The sequence below is a fragment of the Maribellus comscasis genome, assembly GCF_009762775.1.
Taxonomy (GTDB): Bacteria; Bacteroidota; Bacteroidia; order Bacteroidales; family Prolixibacteraceae; genus Draconibacterium; species Draconibacterium comscasis.
Map to the genome: position 1 here is coordinate 1,841,156 of NZ_CP046401.1, position 22,563 is coordinate 1,863,718.

At 38.8% G+C, this 22,563-nt stretch carries 23 protein-coding genes; 18 read left to right on the forward strand and 5 right to left on the reverse strand.

Going from position 1 to position 22,563, the window contains the following annotated elements:
- The first annotated feature begins 10 nt into the window (after positions 1–10).
- The 9 genes from GM418_RS07585 (at position 11) to GM418_RS07625 (ending at position 7,127) form a co-directional block, all read left to right on the forward strand.
- Positions 11–1,294 carry a hexokinase family protein gene (locus tag GM418_RS07585; protein ID WP_158864741.1) on the forward strand — a complete coding sequence of 428 codons (1,284 nt, stop codon included), beginning with the start codon at positions 11–13 and terminating at the stop codon, positions 1,292–1,294.
- A gap of 1,065 nt (positions 1,295–2,359) precedes the next feature.
- Positions 2,360–2,518, forward strand: coding sequence for a hypothetical protein (locus GM418_RS07590; RefSeq protein WP_158864743.1), 159 nt, complete (start codon positions 2,360–2,362; stop codon positions 2,516–2,518).
- Positions 2,519–2,666: 148 nt separating this feature from the next.
- On the forward strand, positions 2,667–3,083 hold the full coding sequence (locus tag GM418_RS07595) for a hypothetical protein (protein ID WP_158864745.1): 417 nt from the start codon (positions 2,667–2,669) through the stop codon (positions 3,081–3,083).
- A gap of 508 nt (positions 3,084–3,591) precedes the next feature.
- Entirely contained in the window at positions 3,592–3,834 is a 243-nt protein-coding gene (locus GM418_RS07600; protein ID WP_158864747.1) for a hypothetical protein, read from the forward strand.
- 3 nt (positions 3,835–3,837) lie between these two features.
- Positions 3,838–4,374, forward strand: a complete 537-nt coding sequence (locus GM418_RS07605; RefSeq protein ID WP_158864749.1) for a TlpA family protein disulfide reductase — start codon at positions 3,838–3,840, stop codon at positions 4,372–4,374.
- A 49-nt stretch (positions 4,375–4,423) separates the two neighbouring features.
- On the forward strand, positions 4,424–4,738 hold the full coding sequence (locus GM418_RS07610) for a DUF2059 domain-containing protein (RefSeq protein ID WP_158864751.1): 315 nt from the start codon (positions 4,424–4,426) through the stop codon (positions 4,736–4,738).
- A 15-nt stretch (positions 4,739–4,753) separates the two neighbouring features.
- Entirely contained in the window at positions 4,754–4,918 is a 165-nt protein-coding gene (locus GM418_RS07615) for a hypothetical protein (RefSeq protein ID WP_158864753.1), read from the forward strand.
- An 11-nt stretch (positions 4,919–4,929) separates the two neighbouring features.
- Positions 4,930–6,213, forward strand: coding sequence for a cysteine peptidase family C39 domain-containing protein (locus GM418_RS07620; protein WP_158864755.1), 1,284 nt, complete (start codon positions 4,930–4,932; stop codon positions 6,211–6,213).
- Complete coding sequence (locus tag GM418_RS07625) at positions 6,198–7,127, forward strand: ATP-binding cassette domain-containing protein (protein WP_158864757.1); 930 nt, start codon at positions 6,198–6,200, stop codon at positions 7,125–7,127. The genes GM418_RS07620 and GM418_RS07625 overlap by 16 nt, the downstream gene beginning before the upstream one ends.
- 215 nt (positions 7,128–7,342) lie before the next feature.
- Here GM418_RS07625 and GM418_RS07630 read toward each other — a convergent pair whose 3' ends face one another.
- The gene (locus GM418_RS07630; RefSeq protein ID WP_158864759.1) at positions 7,343–8,155 is read right to left on the reverse strand and encodes a hypothetical protein; all 813 of its coding nucleotides are present in this window, start codon (positions 8,153–8,155) and stop codon (positions 7,343–7,345) included.
- A 35-nt stretch (positions 8,156–8,190) separates the two neighbouring features.
- On the opposite strand from GM418_RS07630, the gene GM418_RS07635 reads away from it, so the two are divergent.
- From GM418_RS07635 to GM418_RS07645, 3 genes are all read left to right on the forward strand, one after another.
- Positions 8,191–9,594, forward strand: coding sequence for an alpha/beta hydrolase family protein (locus GM418_RS07635; RefSeq protein ID WP_158864761.1), 1,404 nt, complete (start codon positions 8,191–8,193; stop codon positions 9,592–9,594).
- Positions 9,595–9,696: 102 nt separating this feature from the next.
- Entirely contained in the window at positions 9,697–11,013 is a 1,317-nt protein-coding gene (locus GM418_RS07640; RefSeq protein ID WP_158864763.1) for an Nramp family divalent metal transporter, read from the forward strand.
- 9 nt (positions 11,014–11,022) lie between these two features.
- Positions 11,023–14,778: a hydantoinase B/oxoprolinase family protein gene (locus tag GM418_RS07645; protein WP_158864765.1), complete on the forward strand. Its 3,756-nt coding sequence runs from the start codon at positions 11,023–11,025 to the stop codon at positions 14,776–14,778.
- A 54-nt stretch (positions 14,779–14,832) separates the two neighbouring features.
- Here the strand turns inward: GM418_RS07645 and tsf are convergent, their stop codons facing one another.
- The 4 genes from tsf to rplM all read right to left on the reverse strand — a co-directional run bounded on the left by tsf (position 14,833) and on the right by rplM (position 17,477).
- Positions 14,833–15,660 (reverse strand): translation elongation factor Ts, encoded by an 828-nt coding sequence (gene tsf / locus GM418_RS07650; RefSeq protein ID WP_158864767.1) that lies wholly within the window; start codon positions 15,658–15,660, stop codon positions 14,833–14,835.
- Between the two features lie 51 nt (positions 15,661–15,711).
- Positions 15,712–16,527, reverse strand: coding sequence for a 30S ribosomal protein S2 (gene rpsB, locus GM418_RS07655; RefSeq protein WP_158864769.1), 816 nt, complete (start codon positions 16,525–16,527; stop codon positions 15,712–15,714).
- A gap of 102 nt (positions 16,528–16,629) precedes the next feature.
- Positions 16,630–17,016, reverse strand: a complete 387-nt coding sequence (gene rpsI / locus GM418_RS07660) for a 30S ribosomal protein S9 (protein WP_158864771.1) — start codon at positions 17,014–17,016, stop codon at positions 16,630–16,632.
- Positions 17,017–17,021: 5 nt separating this feature from the next.
- A complete protein-coding gene (gene rplM, locus GM418_RS07665) occupies positions 17,022–17,477 on the reverse strand; it encodes a 50S ribosomal protein L13 (protein WP_158864773.1) in 456 nt (151 codons plus the stop codon).
- Between the two features lie 338 nt (positions 17,478–17,815).
- On the opposite strand from rplM, the gene GM418_RS07670 reads away from it, so the two are divergent.
- From GM418_RS07670 to GM418_RS07695, 6 genes are all read left to right on the forward strand, one after another.
- Positions 17,816–18,691, forward strand: a complete 876-nt coding sequence (locus GM418_RS07670) for a cell division protein FtsX (RefSeq protein WP_158864775.1) — start codon at positions 17,816–17,818, stop codon at positions 18,689–18,691.
- Between the two features lie 31 nt (positions 18,692–18,722).
- A complete protein-coding gene (locus GM418_RS07675; RefSeq protein ID WP_158864777.1) occupies positions 18,723–18,977 on the forward strand; it encodes a DUF3098 domain-containing protein in 255 nt (84 codons plus the stop codon).
- Between the two features lie 10 nt (positions 18,978–18,987).
- Positions 18,988–19,770, forward strand: a complete 783-nt coding sequence (locus GM418_RS07680) for an undecaprenyl-diphosphate phosphatase (RefSeq protein WP_158864779.1) — start codon at positions 18,988–18,990, stop codon at positions 19,768–19,770.
- Between the two features lie 45 nt (positions 19,771–19,815).
- A complete protein-coding gene (gene truB / locus GM418_RS07685) occupies positions 19,816–20,529 on the forward strand; it encodes a tRNA pseudouridine(55) synthase TruB (protein WP_158864781.1) in 714 nt (237 codons plus the stop codon).
- Positions 20,530–20,632: 103 nt separating this feature from the next.
- Positions 20,633–21,682 carry a tRNA preQ1(34) S-adenosylmethionine ribosyltransferase-isomerase QueA gene (gene queA / locus GM418_RS07690; protein WP_158864783.1) on the forward strand — a complete coding sequence of 350 codons (1,050 nt, stop codon included), beginning with the start codon at positions 20,633–20,635 and terminating at the stop codon, positions 21,680–21,682.
- A gap of 94 nt (positions 21,683–21,776) precedes the next feature.
- A complete protein-coding gene (locus tag GM418_RS07695) occupies positions 21,777–22,520 on the forward strand; it encodes an SIMPL domain-containing protein (RefSeq protein ID WP_158864785.1) in 744 nt (247 codons plus the stop codon).
- Positions 22,521–22,563 lie beyond the last annotated feature (43 nt).

The window sequence follows — 22,563 nt, forward strand, 5'->3', positions numbered from 1 at the left end:
ATTACAAACTATGAGCAAAATAGAGCAATTCTTAAAAGCACACAAACTGTCGGCTTCATTTTTAGACATGAAGTCAATAACCGATAATTTTATTGCAGATATGAAAGGTGGCCTCGAAGGCGAAAAAAGTTCCCTGATGATGATTCCTACCTATATCGGGGCCGAAGGAAGTATCAAACCCAATGAACCGGTGGTTGCCATCGATGCGGGAGGAACAAATTTCAGGGCAGTGAAAATGTCGTTTGACGATAAAATGAATTTGGTGACTGAAAACCTTCAGCAAAGAAAAATGCCTGCCGTTGACGAAGAATTATCAAACAAAGAATTTTTTGCTACATTGGCCGCATACCTCACACAATATAAAGAAGTATCAGATAAAATAGGTTTTTGCTTTTCCTATGCTGTAGAAATCTATCCAAATAAAGATGGAAAGCTACTGGAATGGAGTAAAGAGGTAAAAGCCCCCGAAGTTATCGGGCAAATGGTTGGCGAAAACCTGCTTCAGTCCATGGGAACACCCAACAAACAAATTGTTCTGATGAACGACACTGTATCGACACTGTTGGCTGGTCAGGCTGCAACTGCGGGGCAGGAATTTGATACTTATCTTGGATTTATTCTGGGTACCGGAACAAATGTTTGTTACATCGAAAAAAATGCAAACATTACCAAAACACCAAACCTAAATCAAAATGAAAGTCAGATTATCAATATTGAATCCGGTAATTTTGATAAAATGCTTCGTACCGATATTGACATCGCCTTTGACAATACAACCAAAAACCCGGGAAGATATTCTTTTGAAAAAATGATCTCGGGTGGTTATTTTGGAGGACTGTGTACAACAGCGCTTAAAACAGCAGCCAACGAAGATGTATTTAGCGCCGAAACAAAAGTAAAACTGAAAAATGTAGGCGAGTTTACATCGGAAGAGGTAAATAAATATGTATGCGGAATTGAACTCAAAACAAATCCGTTGACAGACGTTTTTGTAACAGAAGAAGATGCTGCAGCCGCTGCTGAAATCATCAATGCCATGATTCAGCGTTCAGCCAAACTTACTGCTGCCAGCCTAGCCGCTGTTATTCTGAAAACCGGAAAAGCCAAAACTCCGGAGAAACCTGTTTTAATGACCATTGAAGGAACAACCTTTTATAAAATGAATAACTTCAGGATTCTGTTCGAAGCATTTTTGCAGGGATTTCTTTCAGGCGAAAACAAAAGATATTACGAAATCGTGGAAGTTCCTAACTCCAGCCTTATTGGAGCCGGAATTGCCGCGCTTGTAAACTAGTAATTATTGCAGAGACATCAGTTCTCAGGTTGGTGTCTCTGTTCTTTCTCCTCCCCTTATTTATTTCATCTTTAACCTTAGCTCCGAGGAATGTTCATATGTAACAAAACCTATTGACAATAAAATCGATAGGGTTTGTCATTTTTAAGAAAAAGCCGGAAAAAGGTCTAAATCACCAAAAATCAGGGTAATACCTATTATCTAATGAAATGAGCCTTAAGTTCACTATACTCCTCAAGCCTTTTCATTGGTATATCGGCATTAACTATTTTAATCTCAAAATTTCGATTAAAGCTCATTTTGAAACAGAATTGGTATTACTACGTATTTGGCAAGCTTTGGCTGTAATATAATATATATTTAATTGTATCATAGCGTAAAGACAATATTTATTTATTTGACTATAAGCATATTATATCACAGAGAAAAAGGTAACCCCTAAAATTGAATGTTTTTAGACATTCGATTTTTAAGAAAATTAATAATCTGCTATAAATCAAAACATTATTCAAATTGAAATATATAATCAACAAATAAAATCTTTGGCGATTTTTGACTTTCTAATTTTTCTATTTTATATTTATAATATCAATAAAAAACCCTCTGTCTTCGTACCCCGAAAACAGGACGCAAAAAACCAAAAAGTGAAAACCTTAACTCTCACAGGAAAAAACAAATTCGTTGGGTAAGCCTCCCCGGGGGCAGTTCCATTCGTTACTTTGTTCCCGGCCCGGGGATGTAATTCAGGCTTCGTAAAGCCCGTTGCGAAGTTAACAGGTTTTAGTAAAAAAACTACCATCCGGGACACACTTTTACAAACTGGCAGTTGTAAAAAGTCGGGGTTTGCTGAAGTATTAACACTTAAATTCTAAAATTATGAAAGAATTGAGTTTTGAAAAGATGGAAAAAACTACAGGGGGACTATCTTGTTTCTATTCGATACCAATTTGGTTACTGACCAGAACTACAATGCCTTCAGCAATTTCTATATGGGGTGACGTGTTTGATATTTATTGCAGAATAACATAATAATTTAATAAAATGAAAAAAATAAACTTATTCCAAATGGAATCAATAAAAGGAGGAGGACACAATAATTCATGTAGATTTCTGGGAGGTGTTTGGCTTACAGGCTTATTATCTGTAGGACTTACAGGAGGCATGGGAATCGGCATTGCTACCGGTGCTTGGGCAGGAGCAGTTGTCTACGGATGTTTTGATTGAATAAATAGGTATTACAGCATGTATCTCATTGCTGTAATACCTAAATTATTGTTTGTCTCAAATCGTAAATATTGTTTCCAAAATTGTAGTTCAGTGCTAAATTAATAAATGTTTTATTTTATGTACATAAATAACGATGGAAAAAATCATGAAAGAAAAAGTAATTACAAAACTTAATCGGTATAAGATTAATTATAAGGAAAGTGGAAAAAGTGTAGTGATAAATCTTGGCTTGAACCAAGAAATCATAATTTTATTTTTAGATAACGAAAAAATAAAAATCACAGATAAGTTACGGGGTTGGAATTTACTTTCAGGGATGTTGGAGGTAAGTTTAAAAAAAGTAATGATTCTACAATTCATTTTTGTAGTAATCACCTGTGCTCTTCTATTCATTATACTTTATTACACAGGTTTTGATTTCAATACGATGCTTAATATTATAACATTAGTTGCAATTTTCAACTGGGGCTACGTAATATACTGGACTAATTATTATCACGTTAAAGCCGAAAATTTCAAAAGTATGGTCATGAATTGGATAGAAAACGACTTAATTAAATAGAAATAGGGTTGTTGTGACCATATGAAGTATCTAAATCAATTTTGCTTTTTGAGTTTCACGTTATTCTTAACATTTATTATTACAAATGAATGAATATCTTATACAATCTAATGGGTGGAAAACGTATATTATATTGTCAGTATTATCTATTTTGATTACATACGCTATTAATTCCATTTTCTTAACGACTGATTTATATTATCAGTTGTTTGGAGAAAGGCTTGCGTTTGAACGAATTGATGACATGTTAAATATCCATAAAAGATGGCAAGGGGTCAGCTATATTATTTTACCTTTTTTTGTTCTTTTGAGAGCGTTTTATACTAGTATTTTCCTTTATACTGGAATATTCTTCACAGAACTGAAAATAGAATTCTGCAAGATAATAAAAGTTGCTTTGTTGTCTGATTTCATCTATATACTGGCTGGACTCGTCAAACTCATCATCCTTATTTTTTTTAAACAGGTCAACACTTTAGACGACTTACAATTTCAACCCTTCTCAATAATGGAGTTACTGAATAAAAACACGGTTGACCCGCTGTTTGTTTACCCGCTAAGTTTAATAAACATTTTTGAACTTGGTTATTTCCTCATACTGGCCTGGCTTTTAGTGGGTGTAATTAACGAAGCCAACGGAGAACGGCCTGTAAAATTTGGTAAATCGCTGCAACTGGTAACGACTTCCTATGGCAGCGGTTTATTACTTTGGGTGGTGTTGGTAATGTTTATAACCTTAAACCTGAGTTAGCCTATGAGAAAGTTTTACAAAGGCATTATAATTGCAATTATATCTGTTATAGGCGGATTCTTAACCTATCAGGTTATAGAAGACTATAGCGAAAAAAAAGAAGTCGAAAAACAGACTCAGATTTTACCTGACGCTTCATTTAATTCTTTATCCGGAATTCCGGTCAACCTCCATGATTTCAACCAAACCCAACCTTTGGTCATCATCTATTTTCACCCTGAATGCGAGCACTGCCAATATGAAGCGCAGGAAATCGGGCAAAATGCATACGCCTTTAATCATTGTCAATTGGTAATGGTTACACCCGACGATTCGTTGCAACGGGTGGAGAACTTTTGCTCGGATTACCATTTATGGGAACTGGATAACTGTGAGGTTTTACTTGATACAAAAAACCGGTTTCAAAAAGTTTTTGGAAAAGCCATAATACCCTCGGTTTATATTTATGCAACCAACAGAAAACTCATCACGCATTTCCTTGGAGAAACCAAATCCGAAGCAATTATTAATGCTACAAACAACACATTTACAAAGCACTAAAACAAAACATACTTTAAATCTTAATTATTAATCTTTAAACTCATTTATTATGACGCGATTTTTTTATGTTCTTGGCTTTTTACTGGCAAGCTTGCTAACCACAGCCCAAACTGACGATTTTGAAAACGACATTGAAAAACTTTTATCGATTAACGGAGGTTCGGCAGCTTACGATATGGCATTCGACCAAATGGTTGCCCAGTTCAAAATGATGAAAACCGACGCCCCTGACGAGGTGTGGCAACAGGTGCGTACAGAAGTTTTCGATACGGAAATTGAGGAATTGACCAAACAACTTATTCCGGTGTATAAAAAACACTTTACCCACGACGACATTAAAGAACTAATTGCTTTTTACGAGTAGCCATTAGGACAAAAAATGACTGACGCTACAGGTAAAATTTCAAAAGAAACCATGCAAATGGCTCAAACCAGGGGGATGCAGTTAGGTGGCAAAATCAATACGTTCTTGCAGGAAAAAGGATATTATTATATTATTTTCGAACAGACCCTCAAGGTGTATGAGCCCTTGGTGGTTTTTTAAAATTCAACTTTATGCCTTCTGATCTCAACATTCACCACATAAAACAAACCTTTGTAAAACAGTACAGCCAGTTTTATTGTGGCCTGGCATGCCTGGCATCCATTGTAAAGTATTACGGCGGTGAAACCACACAGGAAAAACTGCGGGAGCAAAGCGGCACCACCCTAAACGGTACAAGCCTTTTGGGCTTGTACCAGGCGGCGCAAAATCTGGGTTTTGATGTGGCCGGATATGAAGCTGAAACAAAAAACCTGAAAGAATTAAAAGAGCCGGTAATACTGCATATTTTAAAAGATGAAAAGCTGGAGCACTTTGTGGTTTGTTATGGTTTTGAAAATAGTAAATTTACCATCGGCGATCCCGGCTGGGGAATAACACAATACGCCGAAGAAGAACTGGCAGCCGTATGGAAAAGCAAAGCTTTGTTAAAACTCGTGCCCGGTAAAAATTTCGTAACCAAAAAAAATGAGTCCCAAAGCAAACGGAAATGGTTTTTACAACTGATTAAAGATGATTACCCGGTATTGGGAATCGCTGCTTTTCTTGGAATCGTAATTTCGTCGTTGAGTTTAGCTACGGCAATTTTTTCGCAAAAGCTAATCGACCAGATTCTACCTGGAAAAGATATCCGCACCCTTGTATTTGGAGTAATTATTTTTGGTACTATTTTGTTGGCAAGATCATTAATCAGTTATGTCCGTGGCATCTTCCTCGTGCGTCAAAGCAAGGAAATGAATACTCGGTTGATTTCAAACTTTTTTGGCAAACTGCTTTACCTGCCTAAACCTTTTTTCGACAGTACCTCAACCGGCGATATGGTAGCCCGCATGAACGATGCCCAACGTATTCAACGGGCGGTTGTCCAGTTGAGCAGCCAAGTAGTTATTGATGTGATGATAGTTTTGGTTTCCGCCGGTTATATCTTTTTCTATTCCGTTTCAACCGGTTTTATCAGCTTATTTTCCATACCCATTTTCGAGTTGCTGGCCTGGCGCTACAACCGCAGGGTAATTGCCGCACAACGTAATGTAATGCAATCGTATGCCGCCACCGAAAGTAAATACATCGATACCATTACCGGGGTAAAAACCATAAAAACTTTTCACCGCGAAAACCTGTTTGCCAAAGTGGTAAATACAGTTTACGAATTTTTTATGCAAAAAGTGTTTGAATTGGGTTTACTGGGAGCAAAAATCAACCTTTGGATTTCAGCCGCCAGCGCAATGCTGCTTACCGGCATAATTTCATGGTCTGCGTATCTCGTTTTAAACACCAAATCATGTTGGGACAGATGATGGCCATCATCACCCTGATCGGCAGCCTGGGGACATCAGTGGTAAATATTGCCATGGCAAATATTCAGTTTCAGGAAGCAAAAATTGCATTTGACAGAATGTATGAATTTGCATCGGCAAAACCCGAAACTGAATCCCAAAATAAAAGTAAAAAGTTCAGAACCGACAATTCCTCAACTTCATTAAACCAGTTACGTGTCGAAAATCTAAACTTCCGATTTCCGGGGAAAAGCCTTCTCCTGAAAAATATCAATTTCAATGTAAAAAAAGGAGAAATTATTACACTTTTTGGTGAAATTGGTTGTGGGAAAAGTACCTTGCTTTCCATTCTTCAACGGTTTCATTCATTTGAATCCGGGAAAATAAAAATTAATAACGAAAATTGGGATAACACTTCCCTATATCAATGGAGAGAAAAGGTTACTTCTGTTTCCCAACACGTGCAATTGTTTAACGGAACCATCCTGGAGAACATTTGTTTGGAAGAAAATCCGGATGCAGAGAAAGTAATTCAATTCTGTCAGGAATATGGTTTTCATTCCTTTATTATGGAATTTCAACAAGAATATGCAACTATTGTTAATGAAAACAGTACCAACCTGTCGGGAGGACAACGACAATTAATAGCGCTTGCCCGGGCGTTGTACAGCTATCCCCAGCTTCTGTTACTAGACGAAGCAACGGCTGCCATGGGGCGACGGACGGAACATTTTGTTATCGAACTGCTTCAACGCATAAAAACTGATATGACAATTATATTTGTCACCCATCGTCCTCAACTTGCCCGGTATACCGACAGAATTTATGTCATTGAAGATAAAACTGTTTCCGCAGTTGGAGCTCATGAAAAATTAATTCAAATAAACCAATTTTACAAAGATGCATTTCTGGAACTGGTAGACAATCAGGCCTAAAAATTATCTCACTCCTTTTTAAAAACCGCTTGATATTAAAAACGTCTTGATGTTTTTGGTGGTGGGTGAAGAGCAGGGAGCGGACAGCAGAACGTTAAGAGTTGAACGAAAAAATATCGTATCCCAACCAAGACCGCTAAAAAGTTACAAGGTCATTAATGACCAATGGCCAGTGACCAAAAATGAATGACCGTCAGCCAGAAGCCCATCGCCTTTCACACCAACTCAAACACCTCCGACTTTATCAAATCAAACAAAAACACGTGCTGAAAAAGCGATTCGAAATGATGGTTCATGACTTTATTAGGCAGGTTAAAATTCTTCACGCCTCGCAGGCGGTCGGTGGTAATCAGCAGCCAGTAATAATTGAGCCTTTGTTTTTGATACAATTTTAGTTTTTCGTCTTTTTTATGAATGGCTTTTTTGATATCGTCTACCACATCGTTGGAAATACCCAGATTATTGGAGCGTTCCCAAATGGACACCGTCAGCGCCGGGTGCCCAATAATTAGAATATTTTGAATGCCTTGAGGCAATTCGCCATCGTGTAAAGAAATCTGAAAAAAACTGCCGGGCTTTTTATTTTTTAAGGCCTGCCGAATAAGTTTTGCTGTTTGCAGCGACGCCATCATTTGGCGTTCACTTGTTATCAAAACTTCATCCGAAAACAAAAATTTCACAAACAAACGATGCGGATTTTCACGTTCGAAAATATGCTGAGCCAATTCGATAAAATGTTCCTGCTCCTTGTTCACTTCTGTTTGTCTTTCATCAGGTACACTTGCATTTCCGGGATTTAAACGGGTCAGTTCAATCCCAATTTTCTGACGATTCTTTTTCAGCGAGAGTATAAAATCCGGCGATTCCGCCGCATCCAGATTCCCTTTGGGGAAAGTTGGCAACTGTTCCCGGAAATAATGTACCAACAGAATTTCGAGTTGTTTTTTGAGTTCTTGCATATGTTTTTCAATGCTGTCCAAATTACGAAAGAAAAACGGGACAGAGGCATTTCTGTGAGGCTTTTCCATGCAAAAATGATTAGCTTTACATAAAAACCGATACGATGAGACAGCAACGATTTCTATCCGCCTTTGTTCTGTTTTTTTTCCTCCAAACAATAAGCTTCGCGCAGGAAACAAACCAACAAAGAGTCCTTGGAAACTGGAGCGGAAATATTGAACTTCCAACCGCAAAGCTGGGAGTTATTTTCAGAATAAGCGCAGAAGACGACAGCCTTTCCTGCAAAATGGATGTGCCATTGCAGGGGGCAGAAAACTTACCTGTTAGTAAAGTTTCGCTGGAAAAAGAAAAAATAATACTCACTGTAAAAATGATTCAGGGAGTTTATGAAGGTCAATTAAAAAACGACTCTACCCTTGAAGGAACATGGGAACAGCGGGGAGCAAAATTTCCGCTTACATTAAAGAAAACAAAAACCATTACCAAACTAAAAAGACCACAAACACCGCAAGGCCCGTTTCCCTATTTCTCAGAAGAAGTGGAGTATTCCAATCCGAAATCCGGTTTTCTACTGGCCGGAACGCTAACGATTCCTGAGGATACCAACAATTGCCCGGCAGTCATTTTAATTTCAGGCTCCGGTGCTCAGGACCGCGACGAAACCATTTTTCAACACAAGCCCTTTTGGGTCATTGCCGACTTTCTCAGTCGTAACGGAATTGCGGTTTTACGTGTTGACGACCGTGGAGTGGGTGGTTCTGAAGGCCATTTATCAGAGGCAACCAGTGAAGATTTTGCCGGCGACGTTATTGCCGGAATTGATTTTCTAAAGTCAAAAGATAGAATTAATCCGGAGAAAATTGGTCTCATCGGACACAGCGAAGGTGGGTTGATTGCGCCTCTTGTTGCCAGCCAAACGAAAGATGTTGCGTTTATTGTTCTTCTGGCAGGACCAGGAATTACGGGCGAACAAATTCTATATAAACAAAACGATTTGTTGCTGGCCGCAATGGGAATGGACCAAAATGCGATTGATAAAAATCGCAAATTACAGCAAGCCATTTTTAATATTATTCAGACAGAAAAAGACTCCGCCAAACAAATTGATCGGCTACAGCGTGCCTATTCCAACGGAATGTACCCAATGTTAAATGCAGAACAAAAAGTCGCAATTGATGCACAGGTTGCGGAAGTAAACAATGCCTGGTTTCGCTTTTTCCTCTCTTACGATCCGGCGCCAACATTAAAAAAAGTAAAGTGCCCGGTACTCGCGCTAAACGGAGCAAAAGACTTGCAGGTTCCGGCTAACATTAACCTGAATGCCATAAAAGAAGCGCTTAAAGAAGGAGGAAACACAAACTTCAAGACCATAAAACTGGAACAGCTGAACCACCTTTTTCAACAGTGTAAAACCGGTACCGTTTCAGAATACGGGGAAATTGAAGAAACCATTTCGCCGGAAGTTTTGGAAATAATAAAAAATTGGATTGACAGCGTTTCAAGGTAATCGAGGTTAATCTTCTTACAATTCCTGAGAATCTAATGCTTTTCCTTCTTTCTGAATTTATTTGTCGTTGGATATTTGTATTTTGGAGCTTCAAATCAAATTATGTCAACAAAAAAACGCATTCTCAACATCCTTTTTTGGTCGGTGGTTTCGGCTGCATTTATCGGGCCGGGAACCATCACAACGGCTGCCAAATCGGGCGCAGCATTTGGAAACGAATTACTCTGGGCTTTACTTTTTTCTACGCTGGCCTGTCTGTTATTACAGGAAGCCGCCGCGCGACTGACAATGGTTTCCGGGAAAAACCTGGGACAAGCCATTGTGGAACAGTTTAACGCCAGCAAATCAAAATGGCTGGTTTTGTCATTGGTTTTGGGCGCCATTGTTTTAGGGGCTGCCGCCTACGAAATGGGAAACTTACTCGGTGCTGTTGCCGGCTTTCAGTTGATCTTTAATTTGCCGTCCTACGTTTTGGTACTGATAATCGGAACTGTGGCAGCCGTAATTTTAAGTATTCCCTCACTAAAAATAATTTCCACGATTATGGGATTTTTAGTCGTAATTATGGGGCTCGGTTTTCTTATCACAGCTTTTCTCATCCAGCCTTCCTTTGCCGAAATTTTCAAAGGCGCCTTCGTTCCGCGTATTCCTTCGGAAACAGGGGCGGGCGTTCTGGTTCTCGGCCTGATTGGAACCACCATCGTTCCTTATAATTTATTTCTGGGATCTGGAATTTCATCACAAAAACAAAAGATAAAAGAAATGCGGTTTGGACTGGCCGTTGCGGTTCTGCTGGGCGGACTTTTCTCCATGGCAGTTTTAATTGTGGGCACCTCGGTTACCGGAAAATTTTCTTTTGAGGAACTCTCGCTGGCACTGCAGCAGCAAATGGGAATCGGCGGAAAATATTTGTTGGGATTTGGCCTTTTTGCTGCCGGATTTACATCCACCGTAACCGCGCCACTGGCCGCTGCCATTACGTTGAAAAGTTTGTTTGGAAATAAAAACCAAAAAAAATGGGAAGCCAAATCACTCAATTTTAAAATCGGATGGATAGTTGTTTTACTTGCAGGAGTTGCCTTTGCGGCAGGAAATGTAAAACCAATTCCGGCTATCATTCTGGCGCAGGCACTCAACGGTTTCCTGCTGCCTTTTATTAGTATATTTTTGTTTATCGTCATCAATAATTCGGGCATAACAGGAAAGGAAAATTCAAATCCGCTCTGGCTAAACATTTTAATGATTTTAGTAATTTTTATAACCTTGATTATCGGATTAAACAGCGCGGTAAAAGCGGTTTATTCGGCAATTACTTCAGGAAGTATTTCAGGAAATAAGTATCTTATTTTCATTGGGTTAATTTCGGCAGTAATTTCCATCTATATATGGATAAAAGCCCGCCGCAAGAATAATGACTAAAAAAATTTTATGAGCACAACATATTTTCAGCTTTTTGTGGATACAGGAGGAACATTTACCGATTGTATTGGAATGGACAACCAGGGAAACGAGTACCGGCAAAAAGTTTTAAGCAGTAGCAGTTTGCGGGGAACCATTAAAAGAAAGATCTCCGCTTCAGAGTTTGAAATTACGGAATCATGGAACCTGAAACGGAATATTTTAAGCGGTTTTTCATTTCGTTTACTCGGAACAGAATACGGCGATTTAAAAATTGAGTCTTACGATTTAAAAAATAAAATTCTTCACCTAAGTCAGGCAATTTCAAACTCAGAAGAAATTGAAGGAAAAAACTTTGAAATTACATCCAACGAGGAGGCGCCGGTTTTAGGAGCCCGACTGATTACTCAAACCGGATTAAACGAAACGTTTCCCGATCTTTCACTAAAACTGGGATCGACCAAAGGAACCAATGCATTGCTGGAAAGTAAAGGAGCAAAAACCTTGTTTGTTGTAACCCGCGGATTTAAAGATTTGCTCAAAATTGGAACGCAGGCACGCCCCGATATTTTTGCACTCAACGTTCAAAAAAGAAAACAAATTGCCGGGCACATTATTGAAATAAATGAACGTATTGATGCCAAAGGTACGGTTTTAAAAGAGCCCGACATTGAAAGTATCAAAAAGCAACTTCAGCCTTTTAAAAATCAAATTGAAGCGGTTGCCATAACTTTAGTGAATTCCTACATCAATCCGGCACATGAAAAGCTGCTGGCTAAAATTTTGAAAGAGGAAGGGTTCAAATTCATTTCTACTTCAACACAACTTTCTCCGCTCATCAAAATTCTGAACCGCGCAGAAACAACGGTTGTAAATGCCTACCTCTCCCCTATTATTCACAATTATGTAAATCGTATTTCTGAGAAAATTGGCGACCAGTCGTTTCAAATTATGACAAGTGCCGGCGGGCTGGTTTCTGCCGGGAATTTTTTTCCAAAAGACAGTTTACTCAGCGGCCCGGCAGGCGGTGTTGTTGGCGCAAAAAAGATTGGCGGCGAAAGTGGGTTTCATAAACTTATTACGTTCGACATGGGCGGCACCAGCACCGATGTGTCGCGTATTGACGGCGAATTTGACTATCGTTTTGAACTGGAAGTGGGCGATGCAAAGATTAACAGTCCTGCCATTGCCATTGAAACGGTTGCTGCCGGCGGAGGCTCCATTTGCGGATTCGACGGATACAAATTGTTTGTTGGCCCCGAAAGTGCCAGCGCCTTTCCCGGACCAGCATGTTACGGAGCAGGAGGTCCACTTACAATTACCGATATTAATTTGCTTTTACATCGCCTGGACACACGCCAGTTTGGAATTCCGGTTTTCCGGGAAGCCGCAGAAAAAAGACTAAAAGAATTGATTGAGCAGATTCAGGAAAAAACCGGAGTTAAAAGAAATCCGGGAGAAATACTGAATGGATTTATTGATATTGCCAATGAAATTATGGCCGGAGCAATTCGGAAGATCTCTATTTCAAAAGGTTACAATCCAAAAGATTTTGCGTTGGTTGCTTTTGGTGGTGCCGGTGGTTTGCATACCTGCGACATTGCTGAAATCCTGGGAATAAAAACCGTTCTTCTTCCCAAAGATGCAGGTTTGCTGAGTGCTTACGGAATTGGAAATGCCGCAGTAGAACGATTTGCTGAAAAACAAATCCTGAAGAATCTAAAAGAGATTCAGAATAAGATCACTGAATATTTTTCTGAAATTGAAATTGACGCAATCAAACAGCTAAAAAATGAAGGCTTCAACAAAGAAAAAATTGAAGTTCGGCAACGAATGGTATTTCTCCGTTTTAAAGGTCAGGATTCAAGTCTGGAAATTCCTTTTTCGCAGCCGGATAAACTCATTGCCGATTTTACTGAACAGTATCAGAAAATGTACGGGCATGCGGTTTCCAACCGGGAAATTGAAGTGGAAGCGCTGCGGGTGGTAGCCTCTGTTCAATCTCAAAATATTGCACCCCAACAAAGTTCAGTTGAAGAGTACACTCCGGAACCGTCATTTTTCTCGCATAACCAGGCCCCGGGATTTTCACGCGATGGATTAAAAACGGGAGCCACTTTTTCCGGGCCGGCGATTTTTGCGGATAATTTTTCGACGACCTTTTTAAAACCAGGCTGGAACCTGCAATTGCAAAATAACGGAACCGCCATTTTAGAGAACTTCGAAACCGAGGCAACGGCAGCAAAAACACAAACCGTTGAAACCGAGTTGGAGCTGTTTACCAACCGTTTTATGGCGATTGCCGAAAATATGGGAGCGCTGCTACAGCGGACTTCGCTTTCGGTAAACATTAAAGAACGACTTGATTTTTCGTGTGCGCTGCTCGATGCCAAAGGCCGGTTAGTTGCCAACGCTCCACATATTCCGGTTCATTTGGGCGGGTTGGGTGTTTGTGTACAGACTTTGCTCGAACATTTTTCATTTGAAGAAGGCGACACGATTGTTACCAATCACCCAAAATATGGCGGTTCTCACCTCCCCGATGTGACTGTAGTAACACCTGTTTTTTTTGAAGGCGAGCGTGTTGGTTTTGTTGTAAACCGTGCACACCACAGTGAGATTGGAGGAATTAGTCCTGGGTCTATGCCACCCAATGCAAAAAATCTGGAAGAAGAAGGAGTAGTCATTTCACCATTTTACCTGGTTAAAAGAGGCAAAGTAAACTGGGTGGGAATGCGAAAAATATTGCTTGAAAGTACTTATCCAACGCGTTCTGTAGAAGAAAACCTGGCCGATTTGAATGCAGCGCTGGCCGCCAATAAAAATGGTTCAAATGCTTTACTTTCACTAATTCAAACACATGGAAAGGAAACCGTACAGAAATACCTGGATTTATTGCGAAACCACGCTTCTCAAAAAATGCAGGCCACACTAAAAACTTTCAAAAACGGCGTTTATTCAGCAACTGAATTCCTCGATGACGATTCGCCACTGAAAGTGAATATTGCTCTGAAAGACGGGAAATGTAGCTTTGACTTTACAGGAAGTTCGCCGGTTCATCCGGGAAATATGAATGCCACACGCGCTATTGTGAATAGTGTCAGCATTTATGTACTGCGATTGTTACTCAATGAGCCGATTCCGCTAAATGACGGATTGCTGGAACCGGTTTCATTTATTTTACCGGAAGGTTTGCTCAACCCTGATTTTGATAATAATCCTAAAAATTGCCCGGCAGTAGTTGGTGGAAACGTGGAAATAAGCATGCGGTTAACCGATACTTTGCTCAAAGCTTTTGGTATTGTTGCCGCCAGTCAGGGAACAATGAACAACACGCTATTTGGCAATAAAAACTTTGGATACTACGAAACCATTTGTGGCGGATGCGGAGCCGGTGAAGGGTTTAACGGTGCCAGCGCTGTTCATCACCACATGACCAACACCCGAATTACCGATCCGGAAATTCTGGAACATCGCTACCCGGTTCGGTTGGAACAATTCTCCATTCGAAAAAACTCAGGAGGTGCTGGAAAATGGCACGGTGGCGACGGAGTTACCCGCGAAATAACGTTCCTTGAACCGGTGAATCTTTCTGTTCTTTCCCAACGTAGAAAATCGGGGCCATTTGGAATCAATGCAGGGGAGCCTGGAAAATCGGGTTGCCAGAAGGTAATTCGTAAAAACGGGGAAGAAATTCGCTTGGATTCTATTCAAAATATCAATCTGGAAGCAGGTGACAAATTCAGAATTGAAACACCGGGTGGCGGCGGTTCTGGGACAATATAAAAAAGGCTGCTCAAAAAATTGAGCAGCCTTTGTATATTCTTCTTCAGCTTCTAATTATACATTCAACGTGTAACGTTCAAATGCAGTAACAGTAAGCTCGCTGTCGTTTTGTTTCAGGAAATCTTTGATAGAAATTTTTCCGTCTTTTACGTAGGTCTGGTTCAACAGAGTAACTTCTTTGTACCATTTATTTAAAGAACCCTGCGCAATTTTATCCAGCATTGCCTCGGGTTTACCTTCCTGACGGTATTTTTCCTTTGCAATTTCCAGCTCTTTATCAATTTCTTTTTGTGGAATAGAGTCTTTATCAACAGCAACCGGAGCCATTGCTGCAACTTGCATCGCTACATCCTTTGCAACCTGAATTTCAACTTCACCTTTATTAAAACCAACCAAAGTAGCCAGCTTGTTTCCGGGATGAATATATGAAACTACCGTCTCAGCTTCAATTTTATTGTAGTATGAAAGTTCAATTTTTTCACCGATAACACCAGTTTGTTCTGTTACCTGCGCATCAATTGTTCTTCCATCAAGTTCCATTGCTTTAAGAGCATCAAGATTTTCAGCCTTATTTGCCAAAGCCACATTCAAAATGCTGTCAGCAAAAGCTACAAAATCATCATTTTTAGCAACAAAGTCGGTTTCGCAATTCAGCACAACCAATGCGCCAAATTTACCATCTTCATTAACTTTAGCCAAAACAGCACCTTCAGATGCTTCTCTGTCGGCACGTTTGTTGGCAACTAATTTTCCTTTTTCACGGATAATTTCAAGGGCTCTGTCAAAATTACCTTCGGCGTCTTTCAGGGCATTTTTACAATCCATCATCCCTGCACCGGTTGCTTTACGCAATTTAACTACGTCGGCTGTTGTAAATGACATAATAAAATTTCGTTTTTAAATGGTTTTATAGAATTAATAACCTGTTCTTAATTAATCTTCGTCAGACTCATCATTTTCCTCGTCGGCATCAACATCTTCTTCATCAATGTCTTCGTTTTTTGCTTTTTTCTTCGCTTTTTTTGATGAAGGAGAATCAACGTCTTCTTTTTCTTTCTCAGCTTTTCTTTCATTCAGCCCCTCACGAATTGCATCGGTCATTGCACCTACAATCAGTTTAATCGACTGGGAAGCATCGTCGTTCGCAGGAATTACAAAATCAATTCCTTCCGGATTTGAGTTGGTATCTACAATTGCAAAAACAGGAATTCCCAAACGTTGAGCTTCGCGAACTGCAATTTTTTCTTTCAACACATCAACAATAAACAATGCCGCCGGCAAACGGGTAAGATCGGAGATACTACCCAGTATCTTTTCCAATTTGGCACGTTGTCTTGTAATCTGCAGTTTTTCTCTCTTCGACAAGTTATCCCAACTTGAATCTTTCATCATTTTGTCGATGGAGATCATCTTTTTCACTGCTTTCCTGATGGTTGGGAAGTTGGTAAGCATACCTCCAGGCCAACGTTCTGTAACGTAAGGCATTCCCACACTTTTCACTAAATCGGCAACCAAATCTTTTGCCTGTTTTTTAGTGGCTACAAATAAAATCTTCCGACCCGATTTAGCAATTTGTTTGATTGCTTTTGCTGAATCGTCGATTTTTACTATTGTCTTTTGAAGATCGATAATGTGGATTCCATTTTTTTCCATGAAAATATAAGGCTCCATGTTTGGATTCCACTTTCTTTTCAGGTGACCAAAGTGTACACCTGCATCCAATAATTCCTGAAAATTTGTTCTTGGCATCTGTTTACTTTTTTTATGTTCCTAAAAGCAACCGTTGAGTAGTTCCGGAATCCGGAAATCTCAACCGTTTTAGACCCATAGTTTTTTGATAAAATAAATATATTAACGTTTTGAGAACTGGAAACGTTTTCTTGCTTTTGGCTGCCCAGGCTTTTTACGTTCCACTTCGCGCGGATCCCTTGTTAAGAATCCTTCCGGTTTCAGTTCTTTTCTGGCTTCCGGATCAATTTCAATCAAAGCTCTCGAAATTGCCAAACGTAAAGCTTCAGCTTGTCCTTTCGGGCCACCGCCGTTCAAATTTACTTTGATGTCATATTTTTCAGCAACATCCAATAAATTCAAAGGCTGTTTAACAATGTATTGTAAAGTTGTAGTTGGGAAATATTCATTTAATTCCCTTTTATTAACAGTAATGTTACCTTTTCCTTCGCTCAGGTAAATCCGTGCTACTGCTGATTTTCTACGTCCTATTGTGTTTACTACTTCCATTTTGCTTATTTAATCGTATTTAAATCAACAACTTTTGGCTGCTGAGCTTCATATTTATGCTCTGAACCAACTACTACATGCAAGTTGCCATAAAGCTTCCGTCCCAATTTATTTTTAGGAAGCATTCCTTTTACAGCTTTTTCAACTAATCTTTCCGGATATTTTGCTAAAATATCTTTCGGAGTTTGAGAACGTTGTCCTCCAGGATAACCCGAGTGACGGATATAAACTTTATCTGTCATTTTCTTTCCTGAAAGCTGAACTTTTTCAGCATTGATAACAATTACGTTGTCACCACAATCAACATGAGGAGTAAAATCCGCTTTGTATTTCCCTCTCAACATTTTAGCCACTTTGCTGGCCAAACGTCCTAAAACCATATTTTCAGCATCAACCACTACCCATTCTTTATTAACGGTAGCTTTATTTGCCGAAACTGTTTTATAACTAAGTGTATCCACTTGTTCAAATTTTTGTTGTTTAACACTTTTGAAATTCCTAAAGCCGTTTTTCCGGTTAATACGGAATACTTAACCAAAATTCGTTACTCCAAGTAAATCAACTATTTATACATCCTATTAATAAGGATAATAATCGGGACTGCAAAAGTATTTTCTTTTTTCGTATTTCCAAAAAAATAATGTCCAAATTTTCAGGGTTTTATATTCAGTTTACACAATAATTGCATTTCACCGGCCAATTCCTAAAAATCAGGGTTAGGATTTAAGTTCCGCTTGACTTATTCTTTTTTTATTTTATACTTTTGTTTCAGCGGTTAAAATAGAATTTAAAATCTAAAATGGTAAATCAAAAACCCAAAAAATTAAAGAAACGGATTTTTAGTTCCTGGCTCACTTCAATGGTTAGTATCTCGCTGGTTCTAATAATGCTCGGAACACTTGGGTTAATTTTGATTAATGCCGGAAGATTGTCGGAATATGTCAGGGAAAAAATTGGTTTTACAGTTGTTTTGCAGGATAATTTAAATGAAGTTGATATTATTCGGTTTCAAAAAGTTTTGAATGCTACCGACTATGTAAAATCGACCCGCTACATCGATAAAGAAGAAGCAGCACAGGAGTTGACAGAGCAGTTGGGCGAAGATTTCACCGGCTTCCTGGGATACAATCCTCTGTTTGCCTCAATAGATGTTAAGCTTTACGCACCATACACACATCCCGACAGTTTGACGCTGATAGAAAAAAATTTTCAGGAGTATTCGGAAGTAAAAGAAGTATACTATCAAAAAAACCTTGTTTCTGTAATTAACAAAAATGTGAGTAAAATAAGTTTAGTTCTAATAATAATAAGTGCATTACTGATATTCATTTTTGTAGCGCTGATAAACAATACCATTCGCATTTCTATCTATTCACAGCGATTTACAATCAATACGATGCAAATGGTTGGGGCCAGCCATTCGTTTATCAGAAAACCCTTTTTGCAGCAAAGTCTGTACTGGGGAGTTTACGGAGCCTTTCTGGCGAATATAGTCGTTTTAGGAACTTTTTATATTTACAAAAAAGAACTTACAGGCATCATTTCTCAAAGCGATATCAGTGTCGCAGTAATCGTTTTTGCAATGGTTATTTTGTTAGGAATGCTCATTTCATATTTTTCAACAATGTTAGCAGTAAACAAATACCTGAGATTGAAATTTGATGAATTATTTTAATCACTATCTTTAACCCGTCAATCAAAAAAATATGGCTAAAAAAGAAAAAGAAATAAAATCAGCAGGATTTGCCCTTGGCAAAGAAAATTACAAACTAATGGCCATCGGTTTTGCCATTATTGTTATCGGATTTATTTTAATGGCAGGCGGAGGAAGTGATGATCCAAATGTTTTTAATCCCGACATCTTTAGTTTCAGGCGCTTAACAATTGCTCCCGTTATATTATTGATTGGCTTCGTTTTCGAAATATACGCCATCATGAAAAAACCCAAAGAAGATAAATAATTCGATATTTATGAATGAAATCCAGGCACTAATTCTCGGGCTTTTACAGGGTCTCACTGAATTTCTTCCGGTTAGCTCAAGCGGACATTTGGAAATTGGACACGTGATACTTGGGGTTCAATCTGAAAACAATTTACTTTTTGATATTACCGTTCATGTAGCTACTGTTTTAAGTACACTGGTGGTTTTCAGAAAAGATATTATCTCGCTTTTTAAAGGCCTGTTTGCTTTCCAGTGGAATGAATCAACCATATTTGTATCAAAACTTCTGCTATCGGCTGTACCGGTAATGATTCTTGGTCTGCTATTTAAAGACCAGGTTGAAAAGTTATTTACCGGCAATCTTCTTTTGGTGGGAAGTATGTTACTGGTTACTGCACTTTTATTGAGTTTCGCTCATTTTGCGAAAAAAGGAGAAAAGAAAATAACCTTTGGAAAGTCGCTTATTATAGGAATAGCTCAGGCAATGGCGGTTATGCCCGGTATCTCAAGAAGTGGAGCAACTATTGCTACCGGCTTGTTGTTAAAAACCAAAAGAGACGAAGTTGCCCGATTTTCTTTTTTAATGGTGTTAATTCCTATTTTAGGCGCTGCCTTTCTCGATATCGTTGGCGGTGATTTTACTTCCGGTGACACCATAGGCACAATTCCTTTGCTTGTTGGTTTTCTTGCTGCATTTGCCTCCGGCCTTCTGGCATGCGCGTGGATGATAAGAATTATCAAAAAAGGAAAACTAATTTATTTCGCAATTTACTGTTTAATTATTGGTCTAATTGCTATCTTTGCAGCCTGATTTTTGCAAAAATTCCATAAGTAGCTGTAGATTAGATCATTGACAATGAACAACCTCAAAAGGACGTACGATTTTTTGGGAGGAGAGATTTTGTTGTTTGACAAAGACCTCAACTGGACATCGTTTGATTTGGTTCAAAGGGTGCGGAATTCACTGTGCCGAAAAATGGGAATCAAAAAGATGAAAGTAGGTCATGCAGGCACCCTGGACCCCCTGGCCACCGGTCTCATGATATTATGCACGGGAAAAGCTACAAAAAAAATTGAAGAACTACAGCTAGGGAAAAAAGAATACTTCGCAACGTTTAAAATAGGAGCTACTACTCCCTCTTTTGACATGGAGACAGAAGAGGATAAAACTTTTGATTATTCCCATGTTAATGAAAAATTAATATTTGAAGTTTTAAAAAAATTTGAGGGAGAAACAGAGCAAGTCCCGCCGGTTTTTTCGGCTGTAAAAGTTAAAGGAAAAAGAGCATTCGAATATGCAAGAAATGGCGAAGAGCTAAAACTTCAAGCCAAAAAAATTGTTATTGAAAGAATTGATATTGAATCAGTTGAACTCCCGTTTATAAAAATAAAGGTAGTTTGCAGTAAGGGAACGTACATACGGGCTTTGGCGCGCGATGTTGGAGAAGAACTAAACTGTGGAGCTTATTTGACAAATTTGCGAAGGACAAAAATTGGAAATTATAGGATTGAAGATGCTGTAAAAGTTGACTTTTTTATGGAAAATTTACATTTATTTGTAACTAATTGATTTTTTCTCCGTAAAACGAGGCCTGAACCAAAAAACCAACTGCGATACAAAATAATACAGCCTGAAAAATAAAATCGAAATATAAAAATTAAAATATTGGTTTATGAAATTATCGAAGTTCAAGTACGATTTAAACGAAGAAAGAATTGCCTTACACCCAGCCGACAACAGGGACGAATCCAGACTGATGGTATTAGACAGGGCAAAAAAAACCATTGAGCATAAGTTATTTAAAGACCTGCTTGACTATTTCGATGATAAAGATGTAATGATATTTAACGACACCAAAGTTTTTCCGGCCCGTTTGTACGGCAACAAAGAAAAAACAGGTGCAGAAATCGAAGTCTTTCTTTTACGTGAGTTAAACCGGGAACAACGCTTATGGGATGTTTTGGTTGACCCTGCCAGAAAAATTCGAATTGGTAATAAATTATACTTTGGCGAAGATGACTTATTGGTTGCCGAAGTGATTGACAATACAACATCAAGAGGAAGAACATTGCGGTTTTTGTTTGACGGCCCATATGACGAATTCAAAAAAACACTATACGGGTTGGGCGAGACACCGCTTCCAAAATTCATAAGTCGTCCGGTTCAACCGGAAGACAAAGATCGTTACCAGACCATATTTGCAAAACACGAAGGAGCAGTTGCTGCGCCAACCGCCGGGTTGCATTTTAGCCGCGAATTATTAAAACGGCTGGAAATTAAAGGTATCGATTTTACTTACATCACACTTCATGTAGGATTAGGAAATTTTAGAAGTGTAGATGTTGAAGACCTCACAAAACATAAAATGGACTCGGAGCAAATTTGGATTCGCGACGAAGCGTGTGACGTTGTAAACAATGCAAAAACAGAAAAGAAAAATGTTTGTGCGGTAGGGACAACTGTTATGCGTACCTTAGAAAGTTCAGTTTCAACACAAGGTTTTCTGAAACCGTTTGAAGGCTGGACAAATAAATTTATTTTTCCTCCTTATGATTTCAGGGTAGCCAACAGGATGATTACCAACTTTCATCTTCCATATTCAACACTTTTAATGATGGTTGCTGCATTTGGTGGTTACGATTTTGTAATGGATGCATACAAAACCGCAATAAAAGAAGACTACCGGTTTGGTACTTATGGAGATGCAATGCTGATAATTTAACTTTTTTTCAATATTTTTTTGAACCACGGGAACAACTGTTTTCGTGGTTTTTTGTTTATAGTGTGAAATACCTTACACTTAAATGAATTTAAAAATGAGACTATCGTATCTTTTTGTTTTCTTTTTTGTAGTCGGAGCACTTACTACAGAAGCGCAAAACGGGAGCAGCCGAACCATACAGGTTAACGGAAGTGCTGAAATGGAAATTGAACCCGATGAAATTAAATTTGTCATTGAAATTGAAGAATACTGGGAAGAAGAGTTTAAAGAAGAAAAACTCCCCGGGGAGTACAGCGAAGAGGAAATGGAGAAAAAAACCAGATTTGAAGAGTATCGAACCAAAGTACCTCTTGCAACAATAGAAGACAATTTAATAAGAACGCTTCGGGAAGTTGGAATTGGGAAAGATGATATTGTGGTAAGCAATTTGGGGAATTACTGGCGTTTTCGCGGAAAAGAATTTTTATACCGTAAACAGTTTATTATCACCATTTCCGATTTTTCAAAAATAAACGAGCTAGCCAAAATCATGGACGCAAAAGGCATCAAATATATGAACATTGGCGAACTGACACACTCAAATATTGAAGAATATAAAAAGCAGGTAAAAATAAATGCACTACAGGCAGCCAAAGAAAAAGCACTCTATTTGGTTGAAAGTATGAATGAAGAACTTGGCAATGTTGTTTCGATTGTGGAAATGGGGGAAGGAATCAATCGCCCTGTATTTGCAAGCGCCATGTTACGAACGGTACAAACAAGCCCGCAGGAAAGTATCAATCAGGTAAAAAATATTAATCTCACATACCAGGTACAAGCAAAATTTGCCATAAAATGAACTTATGCAATATTTGCACAGGTAAGTTTTGTTATCTTGCGGC